Below are 21,372 nucleotides of genomic sequence, written 5' to 3'. Positions count from 1 at the left end.
CCACGATCGGTGTCCCGGCCCTCCGCCGTCTCCCCTCGCCTCGCGCCCCCGGCCTCCCTCAGGAGGCGGAGCCGCCGGCCCCGTCCTCGTCGCCGTCCTCGTCGCCGTCCTCGTCGCCTTCGTCGTCGCCCTCGTCATCGGCGTCGTCATCGGCGTCGTCATCGGCGTCCTCGTCCTCGTCGAAGACGGAGCTGACGTCGAAGCGGCAGACGATCCGCTCCGGATCGGCGTGCTCGAAGGGGGCGTTGAGCCACTCCCCCGGTTCCGGGAGTTCCTCGGCGGCGGTGACCCAGAGCGTGGAGTCTCCCTCCTCCAGGCCGAACTCCTTGTGCCGGGAGGCGATCTCGTCCGGTTCGTACTCGCCGAAGAGCACACCGAGCGCGGCCAGCGGCGAGACCCCGGCGCGGGCGCCGGGCCCGGTGGCGTCCGCCCCGCCGTCGATCTCGGCGATGCGGCGCGCCTGGGCGAGCAGCCGCTTCGGCTCCGCCACGGCGTAGTCCCGGCGGATCAGGAGGCTGAGCGCATGCGGTTCGTCGGGTCCGGCGTACGGCGGCAGCGAGCCGTCCGCTCCGGGGATCTCGAAGGGAGTGACCTCGTCGTAGCGGTCGTAGAGGAGTTCGTCGTACGCCTCGGCCGCCCCCGCGAGGGCGTTGAAGGCTTCGTAGACGGCCGGGTCGTCGTCACCCGTGCGGCGTTCGACCGCCGCGAGGTGACGGTCCAGTGCGGCTTTGACCGCCTCGGCGGCGGCGCGTACCTCGGCAGCGGTGGGCTGCGCAGCATCAGACATGGGACGCACGCTATCCGTAGCGGGCCCGTGCCCGCACAATAGATGCGATGCCGGAATACGAATTTGTCGACGTGTACGTGCCGCGCGGTGTCTCCCGCAAGGAGGCGACGCGGCTGTTGACCGACCATGCCGAGTACGGACACTGGGAGTTGGACCGTCTGAGCCTGCACCGGGACGGGAGCCGCAGAGTGCGGTTGAAGCGGCGGATCATCCGCCAGGTCCGAGCGACCTGGTAGAGCGACGAGAAGGGGCCCCGCGGTCTGCGGGGCCCCTGTGCGTGGTGCGTCGCGGGTCAGGCGGCGCTGCGGGACCGGCGGTAGATCAGCGAACCGGCGAGCAGCAGACCGGCGCCGGCGGGGACGATCACGCCGAGCGGACCGGAGCCGGTCTCGGCGAGCTCCTCGACGGCACGGGGCGGGGTGACGCTGTGCTCACCCGGGGTGTTCGGCCCACCCTCACTGCCGGGGTTGCCGGGCGTACCCGGGTTGCCGGGCGTACCCGGAGTACCAGGGGTACCGGGGTTGCCGGGGTTACCCGGAGTGCCAGGGTTACCGGGATTCCCCGGGTTGCCGGGATTGCCCGGGTTCCCAGGGTTGCCGGGGTTACCCGGGTTACCCGGATTCCCAGGGTTGCCGGGGTTCCCCGGATTCCCGGGGTTACCCGGATTGCCGGGGTTACCAGGGTTCCCAGGATTGCCAGGGTTGCCCGGGTTCCCAGGGTTGCCCGGGTTCCCAGGGTTGCCCGGATGCGTCGGCTCGATGCCGTTGCCGCAGCTGTTGCCCGCGGCGGCGTTGCCCAGGCCGATGCCCGTGACGCTATTGCCGCACACGTTGACCGGGACGTCGACGGGCACCTGGACGGTGTTGCCGGACCCGACTCCCGGGGAGTTGCCGGTGTGCCCGCCGGCGGAGGAACCGCCGCCCGGCTTGCCGGGCTTACCCGGCTTGGAGATGTTGGCGCACTTGTTTCCCATCGCCGGATTGAGCACTCCGACGACGTTGACGGTGTTTCCGCAGGCGTTCACCGGCACGTGCACCGGGACCTGGACGGAATTTCCGGACGCGACGCCCGGGGAATTCATGGCCGCACCGTGCGCACCGGAATCGGCGTGCGCGTAACCGCCGCCCACGGCGGCGAAGACGCCTCCGGCTGCCGCAACGGTGACAAGACCCTTGCGCGTGACCTGTCGCATAGCTTGTTCCCTGCCTGCTCGGCTTCGAAAGAGTGCCACCGGGTGGAACACCCGGGGCGGAAATGGCCACCGGCCCCGGAGTGCATGGCACGCACTCCGGGGCCGGACCGGCTCACACCCTCACGGGGCGAGGCACAACGTCAGGCGTTGACGCAGGTGTTGCCGAAGGCGGGGTTCAGCAGCCCGATCACGGAGACCGTGTTGCCGCACACGTTCACGGGGACGTGAACCGGCACCTGGACGACGTTGCCCGAGAGGACACCGGGGGAACCGATGGCCGCACCCTGGGCACCCGAGTCGGCAACGGCCATGCCCGCGCCCGCGAGAACCAGACCGCCAGTGGCAGCCGCAGCAGCGACGACCTTCTTGATCATTATTCCTCCTAGTTGGAAATGCGGCCCCAGCCGCGGACCGCACCACCTGTAACGAGGGGGAATGGTGGGGGCTACGAGCCCCCGAGTGCATTCACTCTTTCCGGTCACATGCAAACGCGCGGACGAATTCGCCGGACGGGGTCGGCGGACGGCCGTACCGGCGACGGTGTCAGCTGTCGGAGCGGAAGGCTCCGTGGACGCGCAGGTCCCCCTGGACGGAGATCTGTCCGTCGTCGGTGTGCATGATCCAGGCGTCCTCGTTGCGGACCGACAGGTGTCCGTCGGCGTTCACCTTGCCTCGGAAGCGGGACTCCCCGTGGACACGGAGAATCCCCTCGGTGGAGAGGTCTCCGGCGACGACGACCCCTCGGGCGGCCGCCACCTCACCCTCGGCGTCGAGCCGTCCGTGGACGATCAGCCTGGGCGGGCCGTCAGGACCGCGGCACCCTGGTCGGTGAAGGTGATGCGCCCTTCGTGCCCGGTTCCCCTCACCCACGGGGTGGAGACCCCGGCGGTCGCGGTGACGCCTTCGAACTCGGGGCTGCGCAGGTGCACCGTGGTGGTGAGGTGGTACCCGGGCCGATGCGGGCTCTGGGGGGTGGCGATCAGGGGGTACGTGGCGTCCCGCCGGGGCTCCTCACTCCTGGCCGGGCGACCAGTGCCAGGGGCCCGAGGCCTGCTGGACGGGGTGGAGCCGGCCGTCCGGCCCCTGGATCTGGTAGCGGAGGTCGTCGGGTCCGTCCCAGCGCAGCGTGACCTGCTCCGTCGCAGCCAGCGGGGTCTTGTCCGCGCGGAAGTTGCGCGGCACCCCGGGGGCCCGCTTCAACAGGCCCAACGTGACGAGGTGGTCGTTCCTGGCGCCGCGGCCGTGGGAGTCCTCCGCCACGGACAGCCGCACCGGTCCCTCCTCGGAGGAGACGGGGAAGCCGGTCAGCTCGATGACCAGGACCTCGCCCTTCCGCAGGCGGACACCCGAGAGCGCCTCCAACCGGTAGGTCCCGCTCGCGCTGTTCCAGCTCTCCGTGAGGCCGACCGAGGTACTCAGGGTGCTCCCGCCGAGACGGGCCTGAAGCTGCACCGGATCGGTGAGCGCCTCGTACGTGAACCGCTGAAACCTCCCAGAAGTGTCCGATTCATGATGAAGGCGGATACATCACCATCACTCGGGCCTCCTGAGCATCACAGTTGTCCGGCCACGACACCTGCGATGCTCAGTCACAGCCGTCGTCAGCAGGCGTCGATGAACCGGTCCAGGACCCGGGCGCCGAACTTGAGGCCGTCGACCGGCACCCGCTCGTCCACGCCGTGGAACATGCCGGCGAAGTCGAGCTCCGGCGGCAGCTGGAGCGGGGCGAAGCCGAAGCAGCGGATGCCGAGGTCGTCGAAGGACTTCGCGTCGGTGCCGCCGGACAGCATGTACGGCACGGCGCGGGCGATCGGGTCCTCGGCGCGCAGGGCCAGCTGCATGGCGTCGACCAGGGCGCCGTCGAAGCTGGTCTCGAGGGCCTTGTCGCCGTGGACGTCCTCGCGCTTCACGTTCGGTCCGAGGATCCGGTCGAGGTCGGCGAGGAACTCCTGCTCGTAACCGGGCAGGAAGCGGCCGTCGACGTGCGCGGTGGCCTGGCCGGGGATCACGTTCACCTTGTAGCCGGCGCCGAGCATGGTCGGGGCGGCCGAGTTCCGCAGGGTGGCGCCGACCATCTTGGCGATGCCGCCGAGCTTGGCGAGGGTGCCGTCCATGTCCTCGGGGTCGAGCGGGGTGCCGAGCGCGTCGGAGAGCTCGTCCAGGAAGGAGCGGACGGTCTTGGTGACCCGCACCGGCCACTGGTGGCGGCCGAGCCGGCCGACGGCCTCGCAGAGCTCGGTGATGGCGTTGTCGTCATTGGTCATCGAGCCGTGGCCGGCCGTGCCCTCGACGGTCAGCCGCATCCAGTGCATGCCCTTCTGGGCGGTCTCGACCAGGTAGAGCCGCAGGTTCTCGTTCACGGTGAAGGAGAAGCCGCCGACCTCGCCGATGGCCTCGTCGACCCCGTCGAAGAGGTCCCGGTGCTTGTCCACCAGGTGCCGGGCTCCGTAGGTGCCGCCGGCCTCCTCGTCGGCGAGGAAGGCGAGGACGATGTCGCGCGGGGGCTTGCGGCCGCTGCGCAGCCGGTCCCGGACGACCGCGAGGGTCATCGCGTCCATGTCCTTCATGTCGACGGCGCCGCGGCCCCAGACGCAGCCGTCGGCGATCTCCCCGGAGAAGGGGTGGTGGGTCCAGTCCTCGGCGTTGGCCGGGACGACGTCGGTGTGGCCGTGGATGAGCAGGGCAGGCCGCGACGGGTCCTCGCCCTCGATGCGGGCGACGGTGGAGGCCCGCCCCTTGTGCGACTCGATGATCTTGGGCTCGAGTCCGACCTCCGCGAGCTTCTCGGCGATGTACTCCGCCGCCGCCCGCTCACCCGGGCCGGAGTGGTCGCCGTAGTTGCTGGTGTCGATGCGGATGAGGTCGCGACAGAGGTCCACGACCTCGTTCTCGGCGGTCTCGGCGTTGCCGCTTCGGCCCGTGTTCGACTCGCTCACGCTGCTTCCTCCCACTACGTGCCCCACATGATTGCTTCGGTCCTCGTCCCATCCTCCCGCGTGCCCCCCTCCCGGCCCAAGGGCGGCCCTCGGCCGACACGCGGCTGTCACATGTCGGGGGCGACCAGGGGTGGTGATCGGCCACCCCGAATGTTTGCTATGGTTTTCCTCGTCGGAAGGGCCCAGCGGCCAGGAAGACAGACACCTTGTCCGGGTGGCGGAATGGCAGACGCGCTAGCTTGAGGTGCTAGTGCCCTTTATCGGGCGTGGGGGTTCAAGTCCCCCCTCGGACACCACACGAAGTCCCGGTCGATCTCATCGACCGGGGCTTTCGGCATGAGTGCGTACATGTGCGGTCACGAGGCGGAGCCGTGAGACGGAGAGCGAAGGCGCCGGTCGCGCCGTTGCCGCAGCGGGACGGGATCGATCCCGTGCGGCTGCGGCTGCCGGACGACCCGGACGGGGTCTGGGCGACCGTGCGGGAGCATCTGCTCGACCGGTACGGGGCGGCCGTCGGGGCCGGGCGGGTCGAGGAGATGCTCGGTGAGGGCCGGTTCGTCGGGGTCGACGGGCCGGTGGCCGGGGACGATCCGTACACCGTGGGCCGCTATCTCTGGTTCCACCGGGACTTTCCCGTGGAGGAGACGGTGCCGTTCCCCGTCGGGGTGGTCCACCGGGACGAGCGGATCGTCGTCGCGGACAAGCCGCACTTCCTCGCCACGATGCCCCGGGGGCGTCATGTCACGGAGACCTCGCTCGCGCGGCTGCGGCGGGAGCTGGAGCTTCCTTCGCTGCAGCCCGCGCACCGGCTCGACCGGCTGACGGCGGGCCTGGTGCTCTGTGTCGTGCGGCCGGAGGACCGGGGGGCGTACCAGACGCTGTTCCGGGACCGGCTGGTGCGCAAGGAGTACGAGGCGGTGGCGTCGTACGACCCGGCGGTGGGGCTGCCGGTGACGGTGCGGAGCCGGATCGAGAAGGAGCGCGGGGTGATGGCCGCCCGGGAGGTGCCGGGCGAGCCGAACAGCGAGAGCCGGATCGCGCTCGTGGAGCGGCGGGGCGGGCTCGGGCGGTACCGGCTGGTGCCGGAGACCGGGCGGACGCATCAGCTACGGGTGCACATGAACGCGCTGGGGCTGCCGATCCTGCACGATCCGATCTATCCGGTGCTCCGTGAGGACGGGCCGGAGGACTTCCGGCGTCCGCTGCAACTGCTCGCGCGGACGCTGGAGTTCACCGACCCGTTCACGGGTGCGCCGAGGCGCTTCGAGAGCCGGCTGGCTCTCAGTGGCCTCGGCTGATCCACTCCTGGAGCTGCGGGGCCTCGGCGCCGATCGTGGTGCTGTCGCCGTGGCCGGTGCGGACCACCGTCTCCGGCGGGAGGGTGAGGAGCTTCTCGCGGATCGAGTCGACGATCGTCGGGAAGTCCGAGAAGGACCGGCCGGTGGCGCCGGGGCCGCCCTGGAAGAGGGTGTCGCCGGTGAAGACCGTGCCCAGGTCGGGGGCGTACAGGCAGATGCCGCCGGGGGCGTGGCCGGGGGTGTGCAGGACCGTGAGGTCGGTGCCGGCGATGGTGAGGACCTGGCCGTCGGCGAGTTCGCCGTCCGGGCTGTGGTCGGGGTGGGTCTGCTTCCACAGCGGCTGGTCGGCGGCGTGGAGCAGGATGCGGGCGCCGGTGGCGGCCGCGAGCGCCGGGGCCGCGTCGATGTGGTCGTTGTGGGCGTGGGTGCAGACGATGGCGCGCAGGGCGCGGCCGTCGAGTGCGGCGAGGATGGCCTCGGCGTCGTGGGCGGCGTCGATGACGATCGCCTCGCTGTCGTCGCCGACGATCCAGACGTTGTTGTCGACGTCCCAGGTGCCGCCGTCGAGGCTGAAGGTGCCGGAGGTGACGAGGTGGTCGATGCGGGCGGCCATCAGAACACCACCACCGAGCGCAGGACGTCGCCCTCGTGCATGCGGCCGAAGGCCTTCTCGACGTCGCCGAGGCCGATGGTCTCGGTGACGAAGGCGGCGAGGTCGATGCGGCCCTGCTGGTGCAGGTCGACGAGCATCGGGAAGTCCCGGGAGGGCAGGCAGTCGCCGTACCAGGAGGACTTGAGCGCGCCGCCGCGGCCGAAGACGTCGAGGAGCGGGAGTTCCAGCTTCATCTCGGGGGTGGGGACGCCGACGAGGACGACGGTGCCGGCGAGGTCGCGGGCGTAGAAGGCCTGCTGGTACGTCTCGGGGCGGCCGACGGCCTCGATGACGACGTCGGCGCCGAAGCCTCCGGTGAGCTCGCGGATCGCCTCGACGGGGTCGGTGGAGCGGGAGTTGACGGTGTGGGTGGCGCCCATCGCCTTCGCCGTCTCCAGCTTCCGGTCGTCGATGTCGACGGCGATGATCTTCGCGGCTCCGGCGAGGCGGGAGCCGACGATCGCCGCGTCGCCGACGCCGCCGCAGCCGATGACGGCGACGGTGTCGCCGCGGCCGACGTTCCCGGTGTTGATCGCGGCGCCGATGCCGGCCATGACGCCGCAGCCGAGGAGGCCCGCGACCTCGGGGGCGACGGCGGGGTCGACCTTGGTGCACTGGCCGGAGGCGACGAGGGTCTTCTCGGCGAAGGCGCCGATGCCGAGGGCCGGGGACAGCTCCGTGCCGTCGAGCAGGGTCATCCTCTGCTTGGCGTTGTGGGTGTCGAAGCAGTACCAGGGGCGGCCGCGCAGACAGGCGCGGCACTGGCCGCACACCGCGCGCCAGTTGAGGATGACGAAGTCGCCGGGCTCGACGTCGGTGACGCCCTCGCCGACCGACTCGACGATTCCGGCGGCCTCGTGGCCGAGCAGGAAGGGGAACTCGTCGTTGATCGCGCCCTGCTTGTAGTGGAGATCGGTGTGGCAGACGCCACAAGCCTGGATCTTCACGACGGCCTCGCCGGGGCCGGGATCGGGGATCACGATCGTCTCGACCCGTACCGGTTCGTTCCTGCCGGGGGCGATGACCCCCTGGACGTGCTGCGGCATCGCGAACTTCCCTTCCTCCGACCGGATCTTGTAAGGCTCTTGCGTACCACTATCTCCTGACAAAAGGCGAGACCCCCGCAGGCCATGCCTGCGGGGGCCGCTCCGTTCCCGTGGGGGGAGGTCAGTCGCGGTGCGCGGCGGCGGTCGTACGGACCCGCTTGCGGACGAGGAACCAGCCGCCGACGAGGGCCGCCGCGATGAGCGGCAGGCAGTTGACGGTGGTGCGGCTGATGCCGCCGTCCATCCACATGAGGACGAGGACGGAGCCGAGGAAGACGAGGGTCACGATCTGGGTGTACGGGGCCCAGGGCAGGTTGTAGCCGGGGCGGGTCAGCTTGCCCTCCTGGGCGTTGCGCCAGAACAGCAGCGAGCAGACCATGATCATGGCCCAGGTGCCGATGATGCCGATGGAGGCGAAGTTGAGGACCAGTTCGAAGGCCTCGCCGGGCATCACGTAGTTGAGCGCGACGCCCATGACGCCGAAGGCGGCGGTGAGCAGGATGCCGCCGTAGGGGACGCCGCCCTTGTTCATGACGCCGGTGAACTTCGGCGCGGAGCCGGAGAGCGACATGGAGCGCAGGATGCGGCCGGTGGAGTAGAGGCCCGAGTTGAGGCTGGAGAGCGCGGCCGTGAGGACGACGAGGTTCATCACACCGGCGGCGCCGGGGATGCCCAGCTTGTCGAAGACGGTGACGAAGGGGCTCTGGTCGCCGGAGTACGCGGTGTACGGGAGGATCAGCGCGAGCAGGACGACGGAGCCCACGTAGAAGAGGCCCACGCGCCACATGATCGAGTTGATCGCCTTCGGCATGATCTTCTCGGGGTTCTCGGTCTCGCCGGCGGCGACGCCGCAGAGCTCGACCGAGGCGTAGGCGAAGACGACGCCCTGGATGAGCAGCAGCATCGGCATCATGCCGTTGGGGAAGATGCCGCCGTTGTCGGTGATGTTGGCGAGGCCCGGGGTGCTGCCGCCGACGTCGTGCGAGGTCACGACGAGGAAGATGCCGATCAGCATGAAGGCGACGAGGGCGCCGACCTTGATGATCGCGAACCAGAACTCCATCTCGCCGAAGTACTTCACGGAGATGAGGTTGGCGGCGAGGACGACCGCGAGGGCGATGAGCGCGAGGATCCACTGCGGGACGTCGCTGAACATCGACCAGAAGTGGGCGTAGGTCGCGGCCGCGGTGATGTCGGCGACGGCGGTGGTCGACCAGTTGAGGAAGTACAGCCAGCCGGCGGTGTAGGCGCCCTTCTCGCCCATGAACTCACGGGCGTAGGAGACGAAGGCGCCGGACGAGGGGCGGTAGAGCACGAGCTCGCCGAGGGCCCGCACGACGAAGAAGGCGAAGACGCCGCAGACCGCGTACGCGATGAAGAGGGAGGGGCCCGCCTGGGACATCCGGCCGCCGGCTCCCAGGAAGAGGCCGGTGCCGATCGCGCCGCCGATGGCGATCATGTTGATGTGGCGGGACTTGAGGTCCTTGCGGTATCCGGCGTCGCCGGCGTCGACGTGGGGGGCGGCCGGGTTCGCCGTGGCGGCGGACAGCGGGTCGGCCGCGGTGACGCGGTCACTCATGGAGTTGTTCGCCTTCGTGAGGGGGCTGTGCGGTACCCGGCCGTGCCTGGTGGGGGGGGGTGACCCCGGCACGGCCAGCGCACATCCTCACGGCAAGGAGCGGTAACTGACTGTGGCGCATGTCACTGAACGCCCATATTTGAGCTAGTTCAGAGCTTGACCGCACCTTGACGGCACCTTGACGGGGCCTTACGGAGCGAGGACGTCCAGTTCCTGGAGGGCGCCGACCGCGATCTGCCGGGTGAGCTCCTCGGCGCGGGCCGCGTCCCGCTCCCGTACGGCCTCGGCGACCTGGACGTGGAGGGTGACGGCGGCCGGGTCGGGGTCCTCGAACATCACGTGGTGATGGGTGCGGCCGGTGAGGACCTCGGCGACGACGTCGCCGAGGCGGGCGAACATCTCGTTCCCCGAGGCGTTGAGCACGACGCGGTGGAAGGCGATGTCGTGGACGAGGTACTCCTCCAGGCGCCGGCCGCGCGAGGTGGCGACCATGCCGAGGGCGTGCTCGGTGAGCTCGCGGCACTGCTCGGGGGTGGCGTTCTCGGCGGCCAGGCCGGCGGCGACGGGTTCGACGGCCGAGCGGAGCACGGTGAGCGAGCGGAGCTGGCGGGGGCGGTCGGCGCCGGCCAGGCGCCAGCGGATGACCTGGGGGTCGTACACGTTCCAGCCGGCGATGGGGAGGACGGTCACGCCGACGCGGCGGCGGGACTCCACGAGGTGCATGGACTCCAGGACGCGGACGACCTCACGGACCACGGTCCGGGACACGTCGAAGCGCTGGGCGAGCTCGTCGGTGCGCAGCACGGTGCCGGGCGGGTACTCCCCCGCGGTGATCGCGAGACCCAGGGTGGCGAGGACCTGCGAGTGGAGCCCCTGGGCCGGTGTCGTCATGGTGGCAAGCCTATGCGCGCTCGCGCGGATGATCACATCGGGAATTAAAAGTACTACTTTTATGTCACAGCCTCTTGAATACGTCGTACCCAATGGGTTTCATGGGCGCGACGGATCGATGTCGAAGAAGACAGCGAGGCACCACCCATGAGCACCACCCCCCAGCCCGGGACGAGGACGGTCGTCGTCGTGATGGGCGTCGCCGGGACCGGCAAGACCACGATCGGTCCGCTGGTCGCCGAGGCCCTCGGCCTTCCCTACGCCGAGGGCGACGACTTCCACCCGGCGGCCAACGTGGCCAAGATGTCGGCCGGCACACCCCTGGACGACAGCGACCGCGAGCCCTGGCTGGACGCCATCGGCTCCTGGGCGCACGACCGGGCCGGGCTCGGCGGTGTGGTGAGCAGCTCCGCTCTGAAGCGCAGCTACCGGGACCGGCTCCGCGCCGCGGCCCCCGGTGTGGTCTTCCTTCATCTGACCGGTGACCGGGAGCTGATCGAGCAGCGCATGGGAGCCCGCAAGGGCCACTTCATGCCGACGGCGCTCCTCGACTCCCAGTTCGCCACCCTGCAGCCGCTGCAGGAGGACGAGGCCGGCGTCGCCGTCGACGTCTCCGGCACCCCCGAGGAGATCGCCGCCCGGGCCGCCGCCGCGCTGCGCGCCCTCGCCGGCTGATCCCCTCCCCGCCCCCGTCCCCCGTTCCCCCGCTCGTACGAAGGACACCACCGTGACCAGTCTCAGCGTCGAGATCCTGGCAGCGGACGCCGCCGAACCGATCACCTCGGCAGGCAACGCCCAGCTCGGCATCGCCGTACTCGCCGGCATCGCCGTCATCGTCGTGCTCATCACCAAGTTCAAGCTGCACGCGTTCCTGGCACTGACCATCGGCTCGCTCGCCCTCGGCGCGTTCGCCGGTGCGCCGCTCGCGGACACCATCAAGTCGTTCACCACCGGCCTCGGCAACACCGTCGCCGGCGTGGGCGTCCTGATCGCCCTCGGCGCGATCCTCGGCAAGCTGCTCGCCGACTCGGGGGGCGCCGACCAGATCGTCGACACCATCCTCGCGAAGGCGAGCGGCCGGGCGATGCCCTGGGCCATGGTCCTGATCGCCTCGGTGATCGGTCTGCCGCTCTTCTTCGAGGTCGGCATCGTGCTGCTGATCCCGGTGGTGCTGCTCGTCGCCAAGCGCGGCAACTACTCCCTGATGCGGATCGGCATCCCGGCCCTCGCCGGCCTCTCCGTGATGCACGGCCTCATCCCGCCGCACCCCGGCCCGCTCGTCGCGATCGACGCGGTCGGCGCCAACCTGGGCGTCACCCTGGCCCTCGGCCTCGTCGTCGCGATACCGACCGTGATCATCGCCGGTCCGCTGTTCTCCCGGTACGCGGCCCGCTGGGTCGACATCCCGGCCCCCGAGAACATGATCCCCCCGCGTCCCTCCGAAGACCTCGAGAAGCGCCCCGGCTTCGGCGTCACCGTCGCGACCGTGATGCTGCCCGTCGTCCTCATGCTGGTGAAGGCGCTCGTCGACATCGTCGTCGACGACCCGCAGAACGGCGTCCAGAAGGTCACCGACGTCATCGGCTCCCCGCTGATCGCGCTGCTCGCGGCCGTCATCGTCGGCATGTTCACCTTGGGCCGCGCGGCCGGCTTCACCAAGGAGCGGCTGTCCACGACCGTCGAGAAGTCGCTCGCCCCGATCGCGGGCGTGCTGCTGATCGTCGGAGCGGGCGGCGGCTTCAAGCAGACCCTGATCGACATCGGCGTCGGCCAGATGATCCTGGACTTCTCCGAGAACTGGTCCATCCCGGCCCTGCTGCTCGCCTGGCTGATCGCCGTCGCGATCCGGCTGGCGACGGGTTCCGCGACGGTGGCGACGATCTCGGCGGCGGGGCTCGTGGCTCCGCTGGCGGCGGGCATGTCGACGACCGAGACGGCGCTGCTCGTCCTCGCGATCGGCGCGGGTTCGCTCTTCTTCAGCCACGTCAACGACGCCGGGTTCTGGCTGGTGAAGGAGTACTTCGGCATGAGCGTCGGCCAGACGATCAAGACCTGGTCGGTGATGGAGACGATCATCTCGGTCGTGGGCATCGGCTTCGTGCTGCTGCTGTCGCTGGTGTTGTAGCCCGGCGCCTCCGATACGGCTCCGAGGGCCGGTCGTGGCTGACAGACTGTCGGCCATGACCGGCCCTCACGCGCTGAAGCCCTTCCTCCTCGCCTTCCCCGGCCCCCTGCGGGACCGGCTCGTCGCGGCGGTCCTCTCCGGCGAGAAGACCGCCACGACGGGGCTCCTCGTGGAGTACGAGGTCGAGAACGAGGAACTGCCGGAGGCGGGCGAGCGGTCGGCGCTCATCGACTCGGACGGTCGCGAGGTGGCGGTCGTCGAGATCACGGAGGTCGAGGTCCTGCCGCTGGGCAGCGCGGACCTGCGGCTCGCGCTCGACGAGGGCGAGGGCTTCCTGTCGGTCGCGGACTGGCGCGAGGCGCACGAACGCTTCTGGCACAGCGCGGAGATGCGGGAGGGGCTGGGGGACCCGGGGTTCGTGGTGGACGACTCGACGATGCTGGTGGTGGAGCGGTTCAGGGTGGTGGAGGCGATTCAGCTCGACGGCTGACGGGCGAGGACGGCGAGGAGGGCGGCGGCGAGGTCGCGGATCCTCCGGTCCTCGGAATCGGTCGCCCGGTGGAGGAGCGGGAGGAGCTCGGGATCGTCGCGGCGGAGGTCTGCGAGGATGCGCAGCGCGATGAGCTGCACCGAGGGGTCGGTGTCGTGGACGAATCGGTCCTGTGTGACGGCCGCGAGTTCGGGACCGGAGCTCAGCGCCCGGAGAATGTCCAGGGCGGCGAACCGTGTGCCGCCGTGCTCGTCGTGCACGGCCCGGTCGAGGACCAGGCGCACCGCCTCGGCGTCGTCCGCGTAGGTGGCCAGCAGGTGGACGAAGGCCGCCCTCCGGCCCTCCTCGTCGGGGTGGGTCCGGGCCCGGTCGACGACCAGGTCCCGGGCGAGCGCGTGATCCAGCTCCACGAGCCCCGTCAGGGCCTGGTTCTGGACCGAGGCGCTCGGATCGTTCCGCACCCGGTCGAGCAGGACGTCCCCGACCGCCGCGTCGTCCGCGACGTGCGTCATGAAGAGCCGGAGCGCGGTCTCCCGGACCCAGCGGGACTCGTCCTGCGCCAGCCTGCGGGAGAGCAACTCCACGGACGACCCGTCCAGGGTGCAGCCCTCGGCCAGGCAGCGGAGGACCGCCCTGCGCACCGCGGGGTCCGGGTGACCGGAGAGCTCGTGCAGGAGCGCGTGGGTGTCGGAGGCGTCGGAGCCGATCTCCCGGACGGCGTCGACCGCCGCGGCCACGACCTCGGGGCTCTCGTCGTTCCTCATCCGCTCCTGGACGAGCGCGCGGACGGCCGGCTCGTCGCCGGCCCTCTCCACCACGGCGGACAGCGCCATGGCACGGAGTGCGGGATCGGGGTCGGCGAGAGCCTCCCGCAGGAATTCCGCCGCCCGTGCTCCGTCCTCGGCATGCGCGACGAGCGGGCGCACGGCATGTCGGCGGACGAAGGGGTCGGGGTCGTCGATCAGTCGGGCGATCTCGGCACGTGCCTCCGGGCTGTCGGTCCGGCGGCCCTGCAGGCACTGGAGTGCCGCGAGCCGCACCCGCAGGTCGTCGTCCGCCAGCTGCTCGAGGGCGAGCCGGACCACCCAGTCCGGGTCGACGTCCTCGACGAACGCCAGGTGTCCCAGCAGGGCCGACCGCACCTCGCCGCTCGTGCCCTCGCGCAGACAACGGTCCACCAGTTCCATGGTCGCCGGCTCACGGCCCGTCGAGCGGACGAGCAGGCGGGCGGCGCCGAGTCTCGCCATCGTGCTGTCACCGGTCATGACGGTCTCCGCGAGGTAGGCCGCGCGGGGCAGCTCTCCCCCGCCCCGGAGGCACAGGAGGATGTTCGTGGCGAGCTGGTCCGTCGAGTTCAGCGAGAGGGACCAGTCGCCGAAGGACCCCTCGTCAAGCCTCCATCCCTCGTGCCAGCGCGCGTACGCCTCCCTGCCCGTCCAGCGGTCGCCGAGGGCCGCCAGCGCCGGGCCCAGGGACTCCACATGTGCGTAGGGGTAGAAGACGGGCACGCCCAGCACCCTGGCGAACTCGAACAGCCGGACCACCGTCCGGACCGTGGCCGCGCTCTGCGCGGCCAGCGCCCCCGGTCGGCGCACCTCGGCCAGACAGCGGGCCACGAAGGCCACTTCGGCGAACGCGTCGTCGACTCGGGACCCCAGCGGTACCGCGATCGCGCGCGGCGCAAGCAACCGGTCGATCACCCCCGCCACGAACCGCTCGTCCAGCAGGCCCACCAGCAACAGCAGGATCTCGTGCCACGTCGGGTCGTGGAGCTTCGCAGCGAAGAGGTCCTGGAGGTCCTCCTCCGACAGGCTTCGTTCGTGGTTGAAGCGGTGCGCCAGGTCCGTCGCCGCCAGGTACTCCAGGAACGTGCGGTGGACGAAGCCGTAGATCTCGCCGCCGTAGCGGCTCAGGATGAAGTTGCGGTGGCGGAACTGGTCCAGCATCACGCGGGCCGCCGTCGCCGCGCGGTCCGGCGGGAGGGCGTAGCGGTCCTTCACGTACTCCTCGAAGCTCCTGAGGAGGTCCGGGCCGGCGATGTGGTTGCCGGAGATGCCGCCCTGGCCCTCCTGCATCTGGCGCGCGATGAGGCGCAGGAGTTCGCGTTTGTCCTCGGGGCCGAGGTACGGGAGGTGCTCCTCGACCTGGCGGTCCTTCAGGTACTTGCTGGGATCCCAGTGCTCCACCAGGACGTCGACGGCGTGCTCGTACACCGTCCGCCGGTCGCGCGGGAGTTCGCGGCGGCGGCCGATGATCGCCAGGATGGTGAGGATCAGCGGGTTGCCCGCGAGCTCCCGGACCGAGGTCGACGCGTCGACGGCCGTCGTGACGCGTTCGACCAGCCGCCGGGCCTGGTCCGGGTCGTCCGGGCACGCCAGCGCGAACCACTGCCCCGCGAACGCGCCGATCTGTTCCCGGTCGAGGTCCTGGAGCATGAAGTCGGTGAAGCCCGCGCCGTCCAGGACGGCCCGCTGGTAGCCGTAACCGCGTGAGGTGACGACGATCCTGGCCCGCGGGTGGCGGGCGGCGAAGCCCGCGATGCGGCGGGTGACCGCGTCCCTGATGTCCCCCTCGAAGAGCTCGTCGAGGCCGTCGAAGACGATGAGGGCGGAGTACGGGCCCTCCCCCGCCAGGAGCGCGGCCAGCGTCTCCGGCGGCAGTCCGAGGCCCTCCGTCGCGTACTGGTGGGCCAGGAAGTCCTCGAAGGTCCGCTCGCGCCAGGCCGGCTGCGCGTACTCGCGGAGTTCGACGATCAGCGGGAGGGTGCCGTGCAGTGCCGCGAGGCCCGGAGGGGGCTCGGGGGAGGTGAGGACGAGTGCCAGGTAGCGGGCGAGGGTGGACTTGCCGGAGCCCGGGTGGCCGAGCAGGACCACACGGTCGTGCTCGGGCCGGGTCAGGACGTCGAGCACGGGCAGCGGCGGCCGCTCCTGGTAGGCGCGGCGGACGCGGTCGACCGTCTCCCGGTCGATGCCGGGCGGCAGGTCGTGGAGCTCGGCCTCGGCCGGGTCCATGAGGCGGCGCAGGAGCTCCTGGGGCAGTTCCACGGGCGGCGGGTCGGCCCGTACGGACTGGGGGACGAAGACGTCCCGCAGGTGCAGGACCGGGCGCTCGTCCTGTTCCCGGAGGGGGGTGAGGACCTCCAGGTCGAGGCGGCCGTAGCGCTGGCGGACGCGGGTGGCGTAGGCCTCGCGGGCCGACTCGATCTCCGGTGATCCGTGCTGGGGCGGGACGGGTGCGAGCGTGACGTGGACATCGCCCCGGACGCCGCTGATCTGGGTGAGGGGGCCCTGGACGGTGGCTCCCGGCGCCGACTGGCGCGCCGTCCAGCGCTTGAAGAGACCCCTCACGGCGTCGAGGACGTCGGCGGTTCGACGCGGACCGAGCCGCCCACTCCGTCGATCTGGTGCAGGTCCCCCGCCGTCCTGGCTCCGTGGGCCGACTGCGTTCCGCCGCCCTGCCCCTCCGTGGGGGTGGCGGGGGTGGTGGGGGTCGGCGGGGTGCCCGTACCGCCGCCGGTCCTGATCACCACGTCCCCCGTGACGTTCCTGATCTGGTGCAGCGATCCCCCGGTCGCGGCCCGGTCCGCCGACTGGGCGGAGGGGCGGTTGAGCAGGCCCACCGCGGTCAGCGCGAAGCCCGCCACCGTGAAGAACAGGCTCAGGACGCTGCTCCACTTGTCGGCGGCGTCCAGGCCCTGGAGGACGAGGAAGGCCGCCAGGCCGCCCAGCGCCAGGAACCCGCCAACGGCGAGGAGCATCACACGTTTTGTCACACCGTCATCTTGCCCCGGCGGGGAGCCCTCCGTCAGCTCACCGCCTTGGCCGCCGCCCTGCCCGCCGCGCGGCCCGAGAAGATGCAGCCGCCGAGGAAGGTGCCTTCGAGGGAGCGGTAGCCGTGGACCCCGCCGCCGCCGAAGCCGGCCGCCTCGCCCGCCGCGTACACGCCTTCCAGGGGTTCGCCGCCCTCCGTGAGGACGCGGGAGTCGAGGTCGGTCTCCAGGCCGCCGAGGGACTTGCGGGTCAGGATGTTGAGGCGGACGGCGATCAGCGGGCCCGCCTTCGGATCGAGGATGCGGTGCGGGGCGGCCGTGCGGATCAGCTTGTCGCCGAGGTACTTGCGGGCGCCCCTGATCGCCGTGACCTGGAGGTCCTTGGTGAAGGGGTTGGCGATCTCGCGGTCGCGGGCGGTGATCTCCCGGCGGAGGGCGTCCTCGTCGATGAGGGGCTCCTCGGTGAGCGCGTTCATGCCGCGGACGAGGGCCGGGAGGTCGTTCTCGACGACGAAGTCGGCGCCCTTGTCCATGAACGCCTGGACCGGGCCCGGCACATCGGCCCGGGCGCGGCCGATCACGTCGCGGACGGACTTGCCGGTGAGGTCGGGGTTCTGTTCGGAGCCGGAGAGGGCGAACTCCTTGCCGATGATCCGCTTGTCGAGGACGAACCAGGTGTGGTCGTGGCCGGTCCGCATGATGTGTTCGAGGGTGCCGAGGGTGTCGAAGCCGGGGAAGAGCGGGACGGGCAGCCGCTTGCCGGTCGCGTCCAGCCAGAGCGAGGACGGTCCGGGGAGGATGCGGATGCCGTGCCTGGCCCAGATGGGGTTCCAGTTCTCGATGCCCTCGGTGTAGTGCCACATGCGGTCGCGGTTGATGTGGTGGGCGCCGGCCTTCTCGGCGATGCCGAGCATCAGGCCGTCGACGTGGGCGGGGACGCCGGAGAGCAGCTTGGCGGGCGGGGTGCCCAGGCGCTCGGGCCACTGGGCGCGGACGAGCTCGTGGTTGCCGCCGATGCCGCCGGAGGTGACGATCACGGCCTGGGCGCGCAGTTCGAACGCGTCGGTGGCCGTCCGGCTGCTCGCGGTGCCGCGCTCGGCCGCGGAGGGCTCCAGGATCTCGCCGGTGACGGTGTCGACGGCTCCGGCGGTGCGGCCGAGTGCGGTGACCCGGTGGCGGAAGCGGAGCTGGACGAGGCCGCGGGCGACGCCCTCGCGGACCTTCCGCTCGAAGGGGGCGACGAGGCCGGGGCCCGTACCCCAGGTGATGTGGAAGCGGGGGACGGAGTTGCCGTGGCCGTTGGCGTCGTAGCCGCCGCGCTCGGCCCAGCCGACGACGGGGAAGAACCGCACCCCGCGCGCGTGGAGCCAGGAGCGCTTCTCGCCGGCGGCGAAGTCGACGTACGCCTCGGCCCACTTCTTCGGCCAGTGGTCCTCGGTCCGGTCGAAGCCGGCGGTGCCGTACCAGTCCTGGAGGGCGAGGGCGTGGCTGTCCTTGACGCGCATCCGGCGCTGCTCGGGCGAGTCGACGAGGAAGAGGCCGCCGAAGGACCAGTGGGCCTGGCCGCCGAGGGACTGTTCGGGTTCCTGGTCGAGGAGGATCACGGTGCGGCCGGCGTCGACCAGCTCGGCGGTGGCGACGAGGCCGGCGAGGCCCGCCCCGATCACGATCACATCTGCGTCGTAGGACATGGACCGCATCTTGGATACACGGATGTATCGAGTCAACCTTTTCGCCGTTCCGCCGCGACTCCCACCCCCCCCTCCCGTTTTCTAATGGTGAGCATTAATATGGATGCATGGCGAGGACATCGGGGCCCGAGACCCGGGACAGACTGATCCGCGCGGCGGAGGAGCTCTTCGCCGCCCAGGGCGTCCACGGCGCGCAGCTGCGGGACATCGTGAGCCGCGCGGGCCAGGCCAATCCCTCCGCGGTGCAGTACCACTTCGGCTCGCGCGCCGGGCTGGTCGACGCCGTGATGGCCGGCCGGCAGGCCCGTACGGAGGGCGTGCTCGCCCCGCTGCTCGCGGCCGCCCCCGACGCGACGCACGCCCTGGTCGGCGCCCTCGTCGCCGCCGAGGCCAGTGAGCTGCGCACCGACCGGGGCCGCCGGTGCCTGCGGATCTCCGCGCAGCTCAGCCATGAGAGCGGCGTGCGCACCCGGACCCCCCATCCGACGCTCGCCGGCACCGGCTACTGGCGTCTGATCGAGCGGATCGCGGACCGGCTCGCCGCCGACGGCCTGCCCGAGCCCCTGCTCCTGGAGCGCCTCGACCTGGCGCTGACCGTGGTGGGCGCGGCGATGGCGGACCGGGCCAGGCAGTACCTCGACGGCACCGAACCCCTGACCGGTGAGGCGCTCTTCCTCGCCGATCTCGTCGAGACCACCACCGCCCTGCTGCGTGCCGCACAGCCGGAGCAGGCGCATCTCCCCCGAAAGGACCTTTCATGAACGACCTCACCGGCAGGACCGTCCTCATCACCGGCGGCGCCCGCGGTCTCGGCGCGGAGGCCGCCCGGCAGGCGGTCGCGGCCGGCGCGAACGTCGTCGTCACCGACGTGCTCGACGAGGAGGGCCGGGCGACCGCCGAGGCGCTCGGCGAGCGGGCGCGGTACCTCCACCACGACGTGACCTCGGAGGAGGACTGGGCGGCGGCCGTCGCGTACGCCGTGGCGGAGTTCGGCGGGCTGCACGGCCTGGTGAACAACGCGGGCATCTCCACGGGCGCGTTCCTGGAGACCGAGTCCGTCGAGCACTTCCGCAAGGTCCTCGACATCAACCTGACCGGTGTCTTCATCGGCATGAAGGCCGCGATACCGGCGATGAAGGCGGCCGGCGGCGGCTCCATCGTCAACATCTCCTCGGCCGCGGGCCTGATGGGCCTGGCGCTGACCGCCGGCTACGGCGCCTCCAAGTGGGGTGTGCGCGGGCTGACGAAGATCGGCGCGGTGGAGCTCGGCACGGCGGGGATCCGCGTCAACTCGGTCCACCCGGGCATGACGTACACCCCGATGACGGCCTCCGTGGGCATCGAGCGCGGTGAGGGCAGGTACCCGAACACGCCGATGGGCCGGGTCGGCGAGGCCGACGAGATCGCCGGGGCGGTCGTCTTCCTGCTGTCGGACGCCGCCTCGTACGTGACGGGCGCGGAGCTGGCGGTGGACGGCGGCTGGACCACCGGGCCGACGGTCAAGTACGTGATGGGACAGTGAGCCGGGCGGCGCGGCCCCGCGGCCCGGGCGGTTTGCTTGGATGGCGGGATGAGCGCCGCTGAAGAGATTCTCGATGTCGTCGACGAGCACGACCGGGTGATCGGGCAGGCCCCGCGCGGTGAGGTGTACGCGCGGGGCCTGATCCATCGCTGCGTCTTCGTCCGGGTCCGGGACGCCGAGGGCCGGATCTTCGTGCACCGCAGGACGCCGACGAAACTGGTCTTCCCTTCGATGTACGACATGTTCGTCGGCGGGGTCGTCGGCGCGGGCGAGTCCTACGACGAGGCCGCGCTGCGCGAGGCCGAGGAGGAGCTCGGGGTACGGGGCCTGCCCCGGCCCGAGCCCGTCCTGACGTTCTTGTACGACTCCGCGGGCGTGGCCGGCAAGTGGTGGTCGGCGGTCTACGAGGTGCGGTGCGAACTGCCGGTGAACCCGCAGGTGGAGGAGGTCGCCTGGCACTCCTTCCTGACGGAGGAGGAGCTGGCGGCGCGGCTCGGCGACTGGGCGTGGGTGCCGGACGGGCTCGCGGCGTACGAGCGGCTGCGGGAACACGGGGCGGGCGGGACGCGCCCGGTGGACTGAGCTCTCGCGCGGACCGGGCCCGGTGGTCACTCGCCCATGGGCGCCCGGCGGGCCGATCACTCGAACGTTAGGGTGCGCGTGTGAGCGATTTCGTACAGAGCCTGCGGCTGTGGTTCGCACCGCAGCGGATCCGGGACGAGGGAGACACCCCGGACTACCGGTTCTCCCTCGCCAACGAGCGGACGTTCCTGGCCTGGATCCGGACCGCGCTCGCCCTGGTCGGCGGCGGATTCGCCGTCGACCAGTTCCTGCCGGACCTGCGCTGGGGCGTCCGGGTCGGGCTCGCGCTCGCACTGCTCGCGGCCGGGGTGCTGTGCGCGCTGCGGGCGGTGAACCACTGGGTGCGCTGCGAGCGGGCCATGCGGCGCGGCGAGGATCTGCCGGGGTCCCGCTTCCCCGCGGTGCTGAGTCTGGTCGTGGCGGTGGTGGCGGTCGCGATGGTGGTGGTCGTGCTCTTCGGCTGGGCGGGGCGGTGACGGAGGCCGCCTCCGGGCTGGACGCGCGTGATCCCGGGCTCCAGCCGGAGCGGACCCGGCTCGCGTGGCGGCGGACGACCCTGTCGTGCACGGTGGTGGCGGTGCTCGCCGTCAAGCTGGCCGTGAGCGACGAGATCACCGCCGTGGGGATCACCGGGCTCGCGCTGTCGGCGCTCGTGTGGATCGGGTTCCTGGCCGTCGCCCACCGCCGGATCCGCTCCCTGAGCCCGGCCAGGCCGCAGCCGCTCTCCCGCCGCGGCGCGCTGCTCGCGGCCTCCTGCACGATCGCGCTCGCCGTCTTCGGGGCGGCGATGATCTGGTGAGCCGCCGGAGCCG

23 protein-coding genes and 1 tRNA gene are annotated in these 21,372 nt (G+C 71.4%); 11 read left to right on the top strand and 13 right to left on the bottom strand.

The features are described 5' to 3' along the window. Positions 1-58 precede the first annotated feature (58 nt). Positions 59-787, bottom strand: a complete 729-nt coding sequence (locus ACFQ79_RS25300; RefSeq protein WP_383587216.1) for a hypothetical protein — start codon at positions 785-787, stop codon at positions 59-61. A 47-nt stretch (positions 788-834) separates the two neighbouring features. On the opposite strand from ACFQ79_RS25300, the gene ACFQ79_RS25295 reads away from it, so the two are divergent. Next, positions 835-1,023 (top strand): DUF5703 family protein, encoded by a 189-nt coding sequence (locus ACFQ79_RS25295; RefSeq protein ID WP_015032473.1) that lies wholly within the window; start codon positions 835-837, stop codon positions 1,021-1,023. A 56-nt stretch (positions 1,024-1,079) separates the two neighbouring features. On the opposite strand, the gene ACFQ79_RS25290 is transcribed toward ACFQ79_RS25295, so the two are convergent. The 5 genes from ACFQ79_RS25290 to ACFQ79_RS25270 all read right to left on the bottom strand — a co-directional run bounded on the left by ACFQ79_RS25290 (position 1,080) and on the right by ACFQ79_RS25270 (position 4,915). Next, positions 1,080-1,979: a chaplin gene (locus ACFQ79_RS25290; RefSeq protein WP_383587214.1), complete on the bottom strand. Its 900-nt coding sequence runs from the start codon at positions 1,977-1,979 to the stop codon at positions 1,080-1,082. Between the two features lie 140 nt (positions 1,980-2,119). After that, positions 2,120-2,353, bottom strand: a complete 234-nt coding sequence (chpH, locus tag ACFQ79_RS25285) for a chaplin ChpH (protein WP_030315925.1) — start codon at positions 2,351-2,353, stop codon at positions 2,120-2,122. A gap of 169 nt (positions 2,354-2,522) precedes the next feature. Next, on the bottom strand, positions 2,523-2,735 hold the full coding sequence (locus tag ACFQ79_RS25280) for a hypothetical protein (protein ID WP_383587211.1): 213 nt from the start codon (positions 2,733-2,735) through the stop codon (positions 2,523-2,525). A 255-nt stretch (positions 2,736-2,990) separates the two neighbouring features. Next, positions 2,991-3,431, bottom strand: coding sequence for a hypothetical protein (locus ACFQ79_RS25275; RefSeq protein ID WP_383587208.1), 441 nt, complete (start codon positions 3,429-3,431; stop codon positions 2,991-2,993). A gap of 149 nt (positions 3,432-3,580) precedes the next feature. Beyond that, entirely contained in the window at positions 3,581-4,915 is a 1,335-nt protein-coding gene (locus ACFQ79_RS25270; RefSeq protein ID WP_319318433.1) for a M20/M25/M40 family metallo-hydrolase, read from the bottom strand. 208 nt (positions 4,916-5,123) lie between these two features. On the opposite strand from ACFQ79_RS25270, the gene ACFQ79_RS25265 reads away from it, so the two are divergent. After that, a tRNA-Leu gene (locus tag ACFQ79_RS25265) sits at positions 5,124-5,211 on the top strand. A 75-nt stretch (positions 5,212-5,286) separates the two neighbouring features. Further along, entirely contained in the window at positions 5,287-6,213 is a 927-nt protein-coding gene (locus ACFQ79_RS25260) for a pseudouridine synthase (protein ID WP_383587204.1), read from the top strand. Here ACFQ79_RS25260 and ACFQ79_RS25255 read toward each other — a convergent pair. The 4 genes from ACFQ79_RS25255 to ACFQ79_RS25240 all read right to left on the bottom strand — a co-directional run bounded on the left by ACFQ79_RS25255 (position 6,197) and on the right by ACFQ79_RS25240 (position 10,381). Beyond that, a complete protein-coding gene (locus ACFQ79_RS25255) occupies positions 6,197-6,826 on the bottom strand; it encodes an MBL fold metallo-hydrolase (RefSeq protein WP_383587201.1) in 630 nt (209 codons plus the stop codon). The two genes, ACFQ79_RS25260 and ACFQ79_RS25255, sit on opposite strands and share 17 nt — an antisense overlap. Next, positions 6,826-7,911 carry an S-(hydroxymethyl)mycothiol dehydrogenase gene (locus ACFQ79_RS25250; RefSeq protein ID WP_318206927.1) on the bottom strand — a complete coding sequence of 362 codons (1,086 nt, stop codon included), beginning with the start codon at positions 7,909-7,911 and terminating at the stop codon, positions 6,826-6,828. The genes ACFQ79_RS25255 and ACFQ79_RS25250 overlap by 1 nt, the downstream gene beginning before the upstream one ends. Before the next feature lie 121 nt (positions 7,912-8,032). Beyond that, positions 8,033-9,490, bottom strand: a complete 1,458-nt coding sequence (locus ACFQ79_RS25245; RefSeq protein WP_383587198.1) for an amino acid permease — start codon at positions 9,488-9,490, stop codon at positions 8,033-8,035. Positions 9,491-9,679: 189 nt separating this feature from the next. After that, positions 9,680-10,381 (bottom strand): FadR/GntR family transcriptional regulator, encoded by a 702-nt coding sequence (locus ACFQ79_RS25240; RefSeq protein ID WP_073915142.1) that lies wholly within the window; start codon positions 10,379-10,381, stop codon positions 9,680-9,682. 147 nt (positions 10,382-10,528) lie between these two features. Here ACFQ79_RS25240 and ACFQ79_RS25235 point away from each other — a divergent pair, with 147 nt between their 5' ends. From ACFQ79_RS25235 to ACFQ79_RS25225, 3 genes are read left to right on the top strand one after another with little or no spacing between them, the layout of a single operon-like run. After that, positions 10,529-11,056, top strand: coding sequence for a gluconokinase (locus ACFQ79_RS25235; RefSeq protein ID WP_383587194.1), 528 nt, complete (start codon positions 10,529-10,531; stop codon positions 11,054-11,056). 52 nt (positions 11,057-11,108) lie between these two features. Further along, positions 11,109-12,506: a gluconate:H+ symporter gene (locus ACFQ79_RS25230; RefSeq protein WP_383587191.1), complete on the top strand. Its 1,398-nt coding sequence runs from the start codon at positions 11,109-11,111 to the stop codon at positions 12,504-12,506. Positions 12,507-12,561: 55 nt separating this feature from the next. Then, the gene (locus ACFQ79_RS25225; RefSeq protein WP_383587188.1) at positions 12,562-12,996 is read left to right on the top strand and encodes an ASCH domain-containing protein; all 435 of its coding nucleotides are present in this window, start codon (positions 12,562-12,564) and stop codon (positions 12,994-12,996) included. Here ACFQ79_RS25225 and ACFQ79_RS25220 read toward each other — a convergent pair. From ACFQ79_RS25220 to ACFQ79_RS25210, 3 genes are read right to left on the bottom strand one after another with little or no spacing between them, the layout of a single operon-like run. Next, on the bottom strand, positions 12,981-16,343 hold the full coding sequence (locus ACFQ79_RS25220; protein WP_383587186.1) for a HEAT repeat domain-containing protein: 3,363 nt from the start codon (positions 16,341-16,343) through the stop codon (positions 12,981-12,983). The two genes, ACFQ79_RS25225 and ACFQ79_RS25220, sit on opposite strands and share 16 nt — an antisense overlap. Beyond that, positions 16,340-16,768: a hypothetical protein gene (locus tag ACFQ79_RS25215; RefSeq protein WP_383587182.1), complete on the bottom strand. Its 429-nt coding sequence runs from the start codon at positions 16,766-16,768 to the stop codon at positions 16,340-16,342. The genes ACFQ79_RS25220 and ACFQ79_RS25215 overlap by 4 nt, the downstream gene beginning before the upstream one ends. Positions 16,769-16,800: 32 nt before the next feature. Next, positions 16,801-18,456 (bottom strand): FAD-binding dehydrogenase, encoded by a 1,656-nt coding sequence (locus ACFQ79_RS25210; RefSeq protein WP_383587179.1) that lies wholly within the window; start codon positions 18,454-18,456, stop codon positions 16,801-16,803. A gap of 107 nt (positions 18,457-18,563) precedes the next feature. Here ACFQ79_RS25210 and ACFQ79_RS25205 point away from each other — a divergent pair, with 107 nt between their 5' ends. From ACFQ79_RS25205 to ACFQ79_RS25185, 5 genes are all read left to right on the top strand, one after another. After that, positions 18,564-19,217, top strand: coding sequence for a TetR/AcrR family transcriptional regulator (locus ACFQ79_RS25205; RefSeq protein ID WP_383587176.1), 654 nt, complete (start codon positions 18,564-18,566; stop codon positions 19,215-19,217). Next, a complete protein-coding gene (locus ACFQ79_RS25200) occupies positions 19,214-19,978 on the top strand; it encodes a glucose 1-dehydrogenase (RefSeq protein ID WP_383587173.1) in 765 nt (254 codons plus the stop codon). The genes ACFQ79_RS25205 and ACFQ79_RS25200 overlap by 4 nt, the downstream gene beginning before the upstream one ends. A 48-nt stretch (positions 19,979-20,026) precedes the next feature. Next, positions 20,027-20,560: an NUDIX hydrolase gene (locus ACFQ79_RS25195; protein ID WP_383587171.1), complete on the top strand. Its 534-nt coding sequence runs from the start codon at positions 20,027-20,029 to the stop codon at positions 20,558-20,560. Positions 20,561-20,640: 80 nt separating this feature from the next. Further along, positions 20,641-21,036 carry a YidH family protein gene (locus tag ACFQ79_RS25190; protein ID WP_073915163.1) on the top strand — a complete coding sequence of 132 codons (396 nt, stop codon included), beginning with the start codon at positions 20,641-20,643 and terminating at the stop codon, positions 21,034-21,036. Further along, positions 21,033-21,359: a DUF202 domain-containing protein gene (locus ACFQ79_RS25185; RefSeq protein ID WP_383587168.1), complete on the top strand. Its 327-nt coding sequence runs from the start codon at positions 21,033-21,035 to the stop codon at positions 21,357-21,359. The genes ACFQ79_RS25190 and ACFQ79_RS25185 overlap by 4 nt, the downstream gene beginning before the upstream one ends. Positions 21,360-21,372 lie beyond the last annotated feature (13 nt).

The organism is Streptomyces sp. NPDC056480 (assembly GCF_042795405.1).
Taxonomy (GTDB): Bacteria; Actinomycetota; Actinomycetes; order Streptomycetales; family Streptomycetaceae; genus Streptomyces.
The sequence above is the reverse complement of the archived record's forward strand: the minus strand, read 5'-3'. Positions and strand labels throughout refer to the sequence as shown.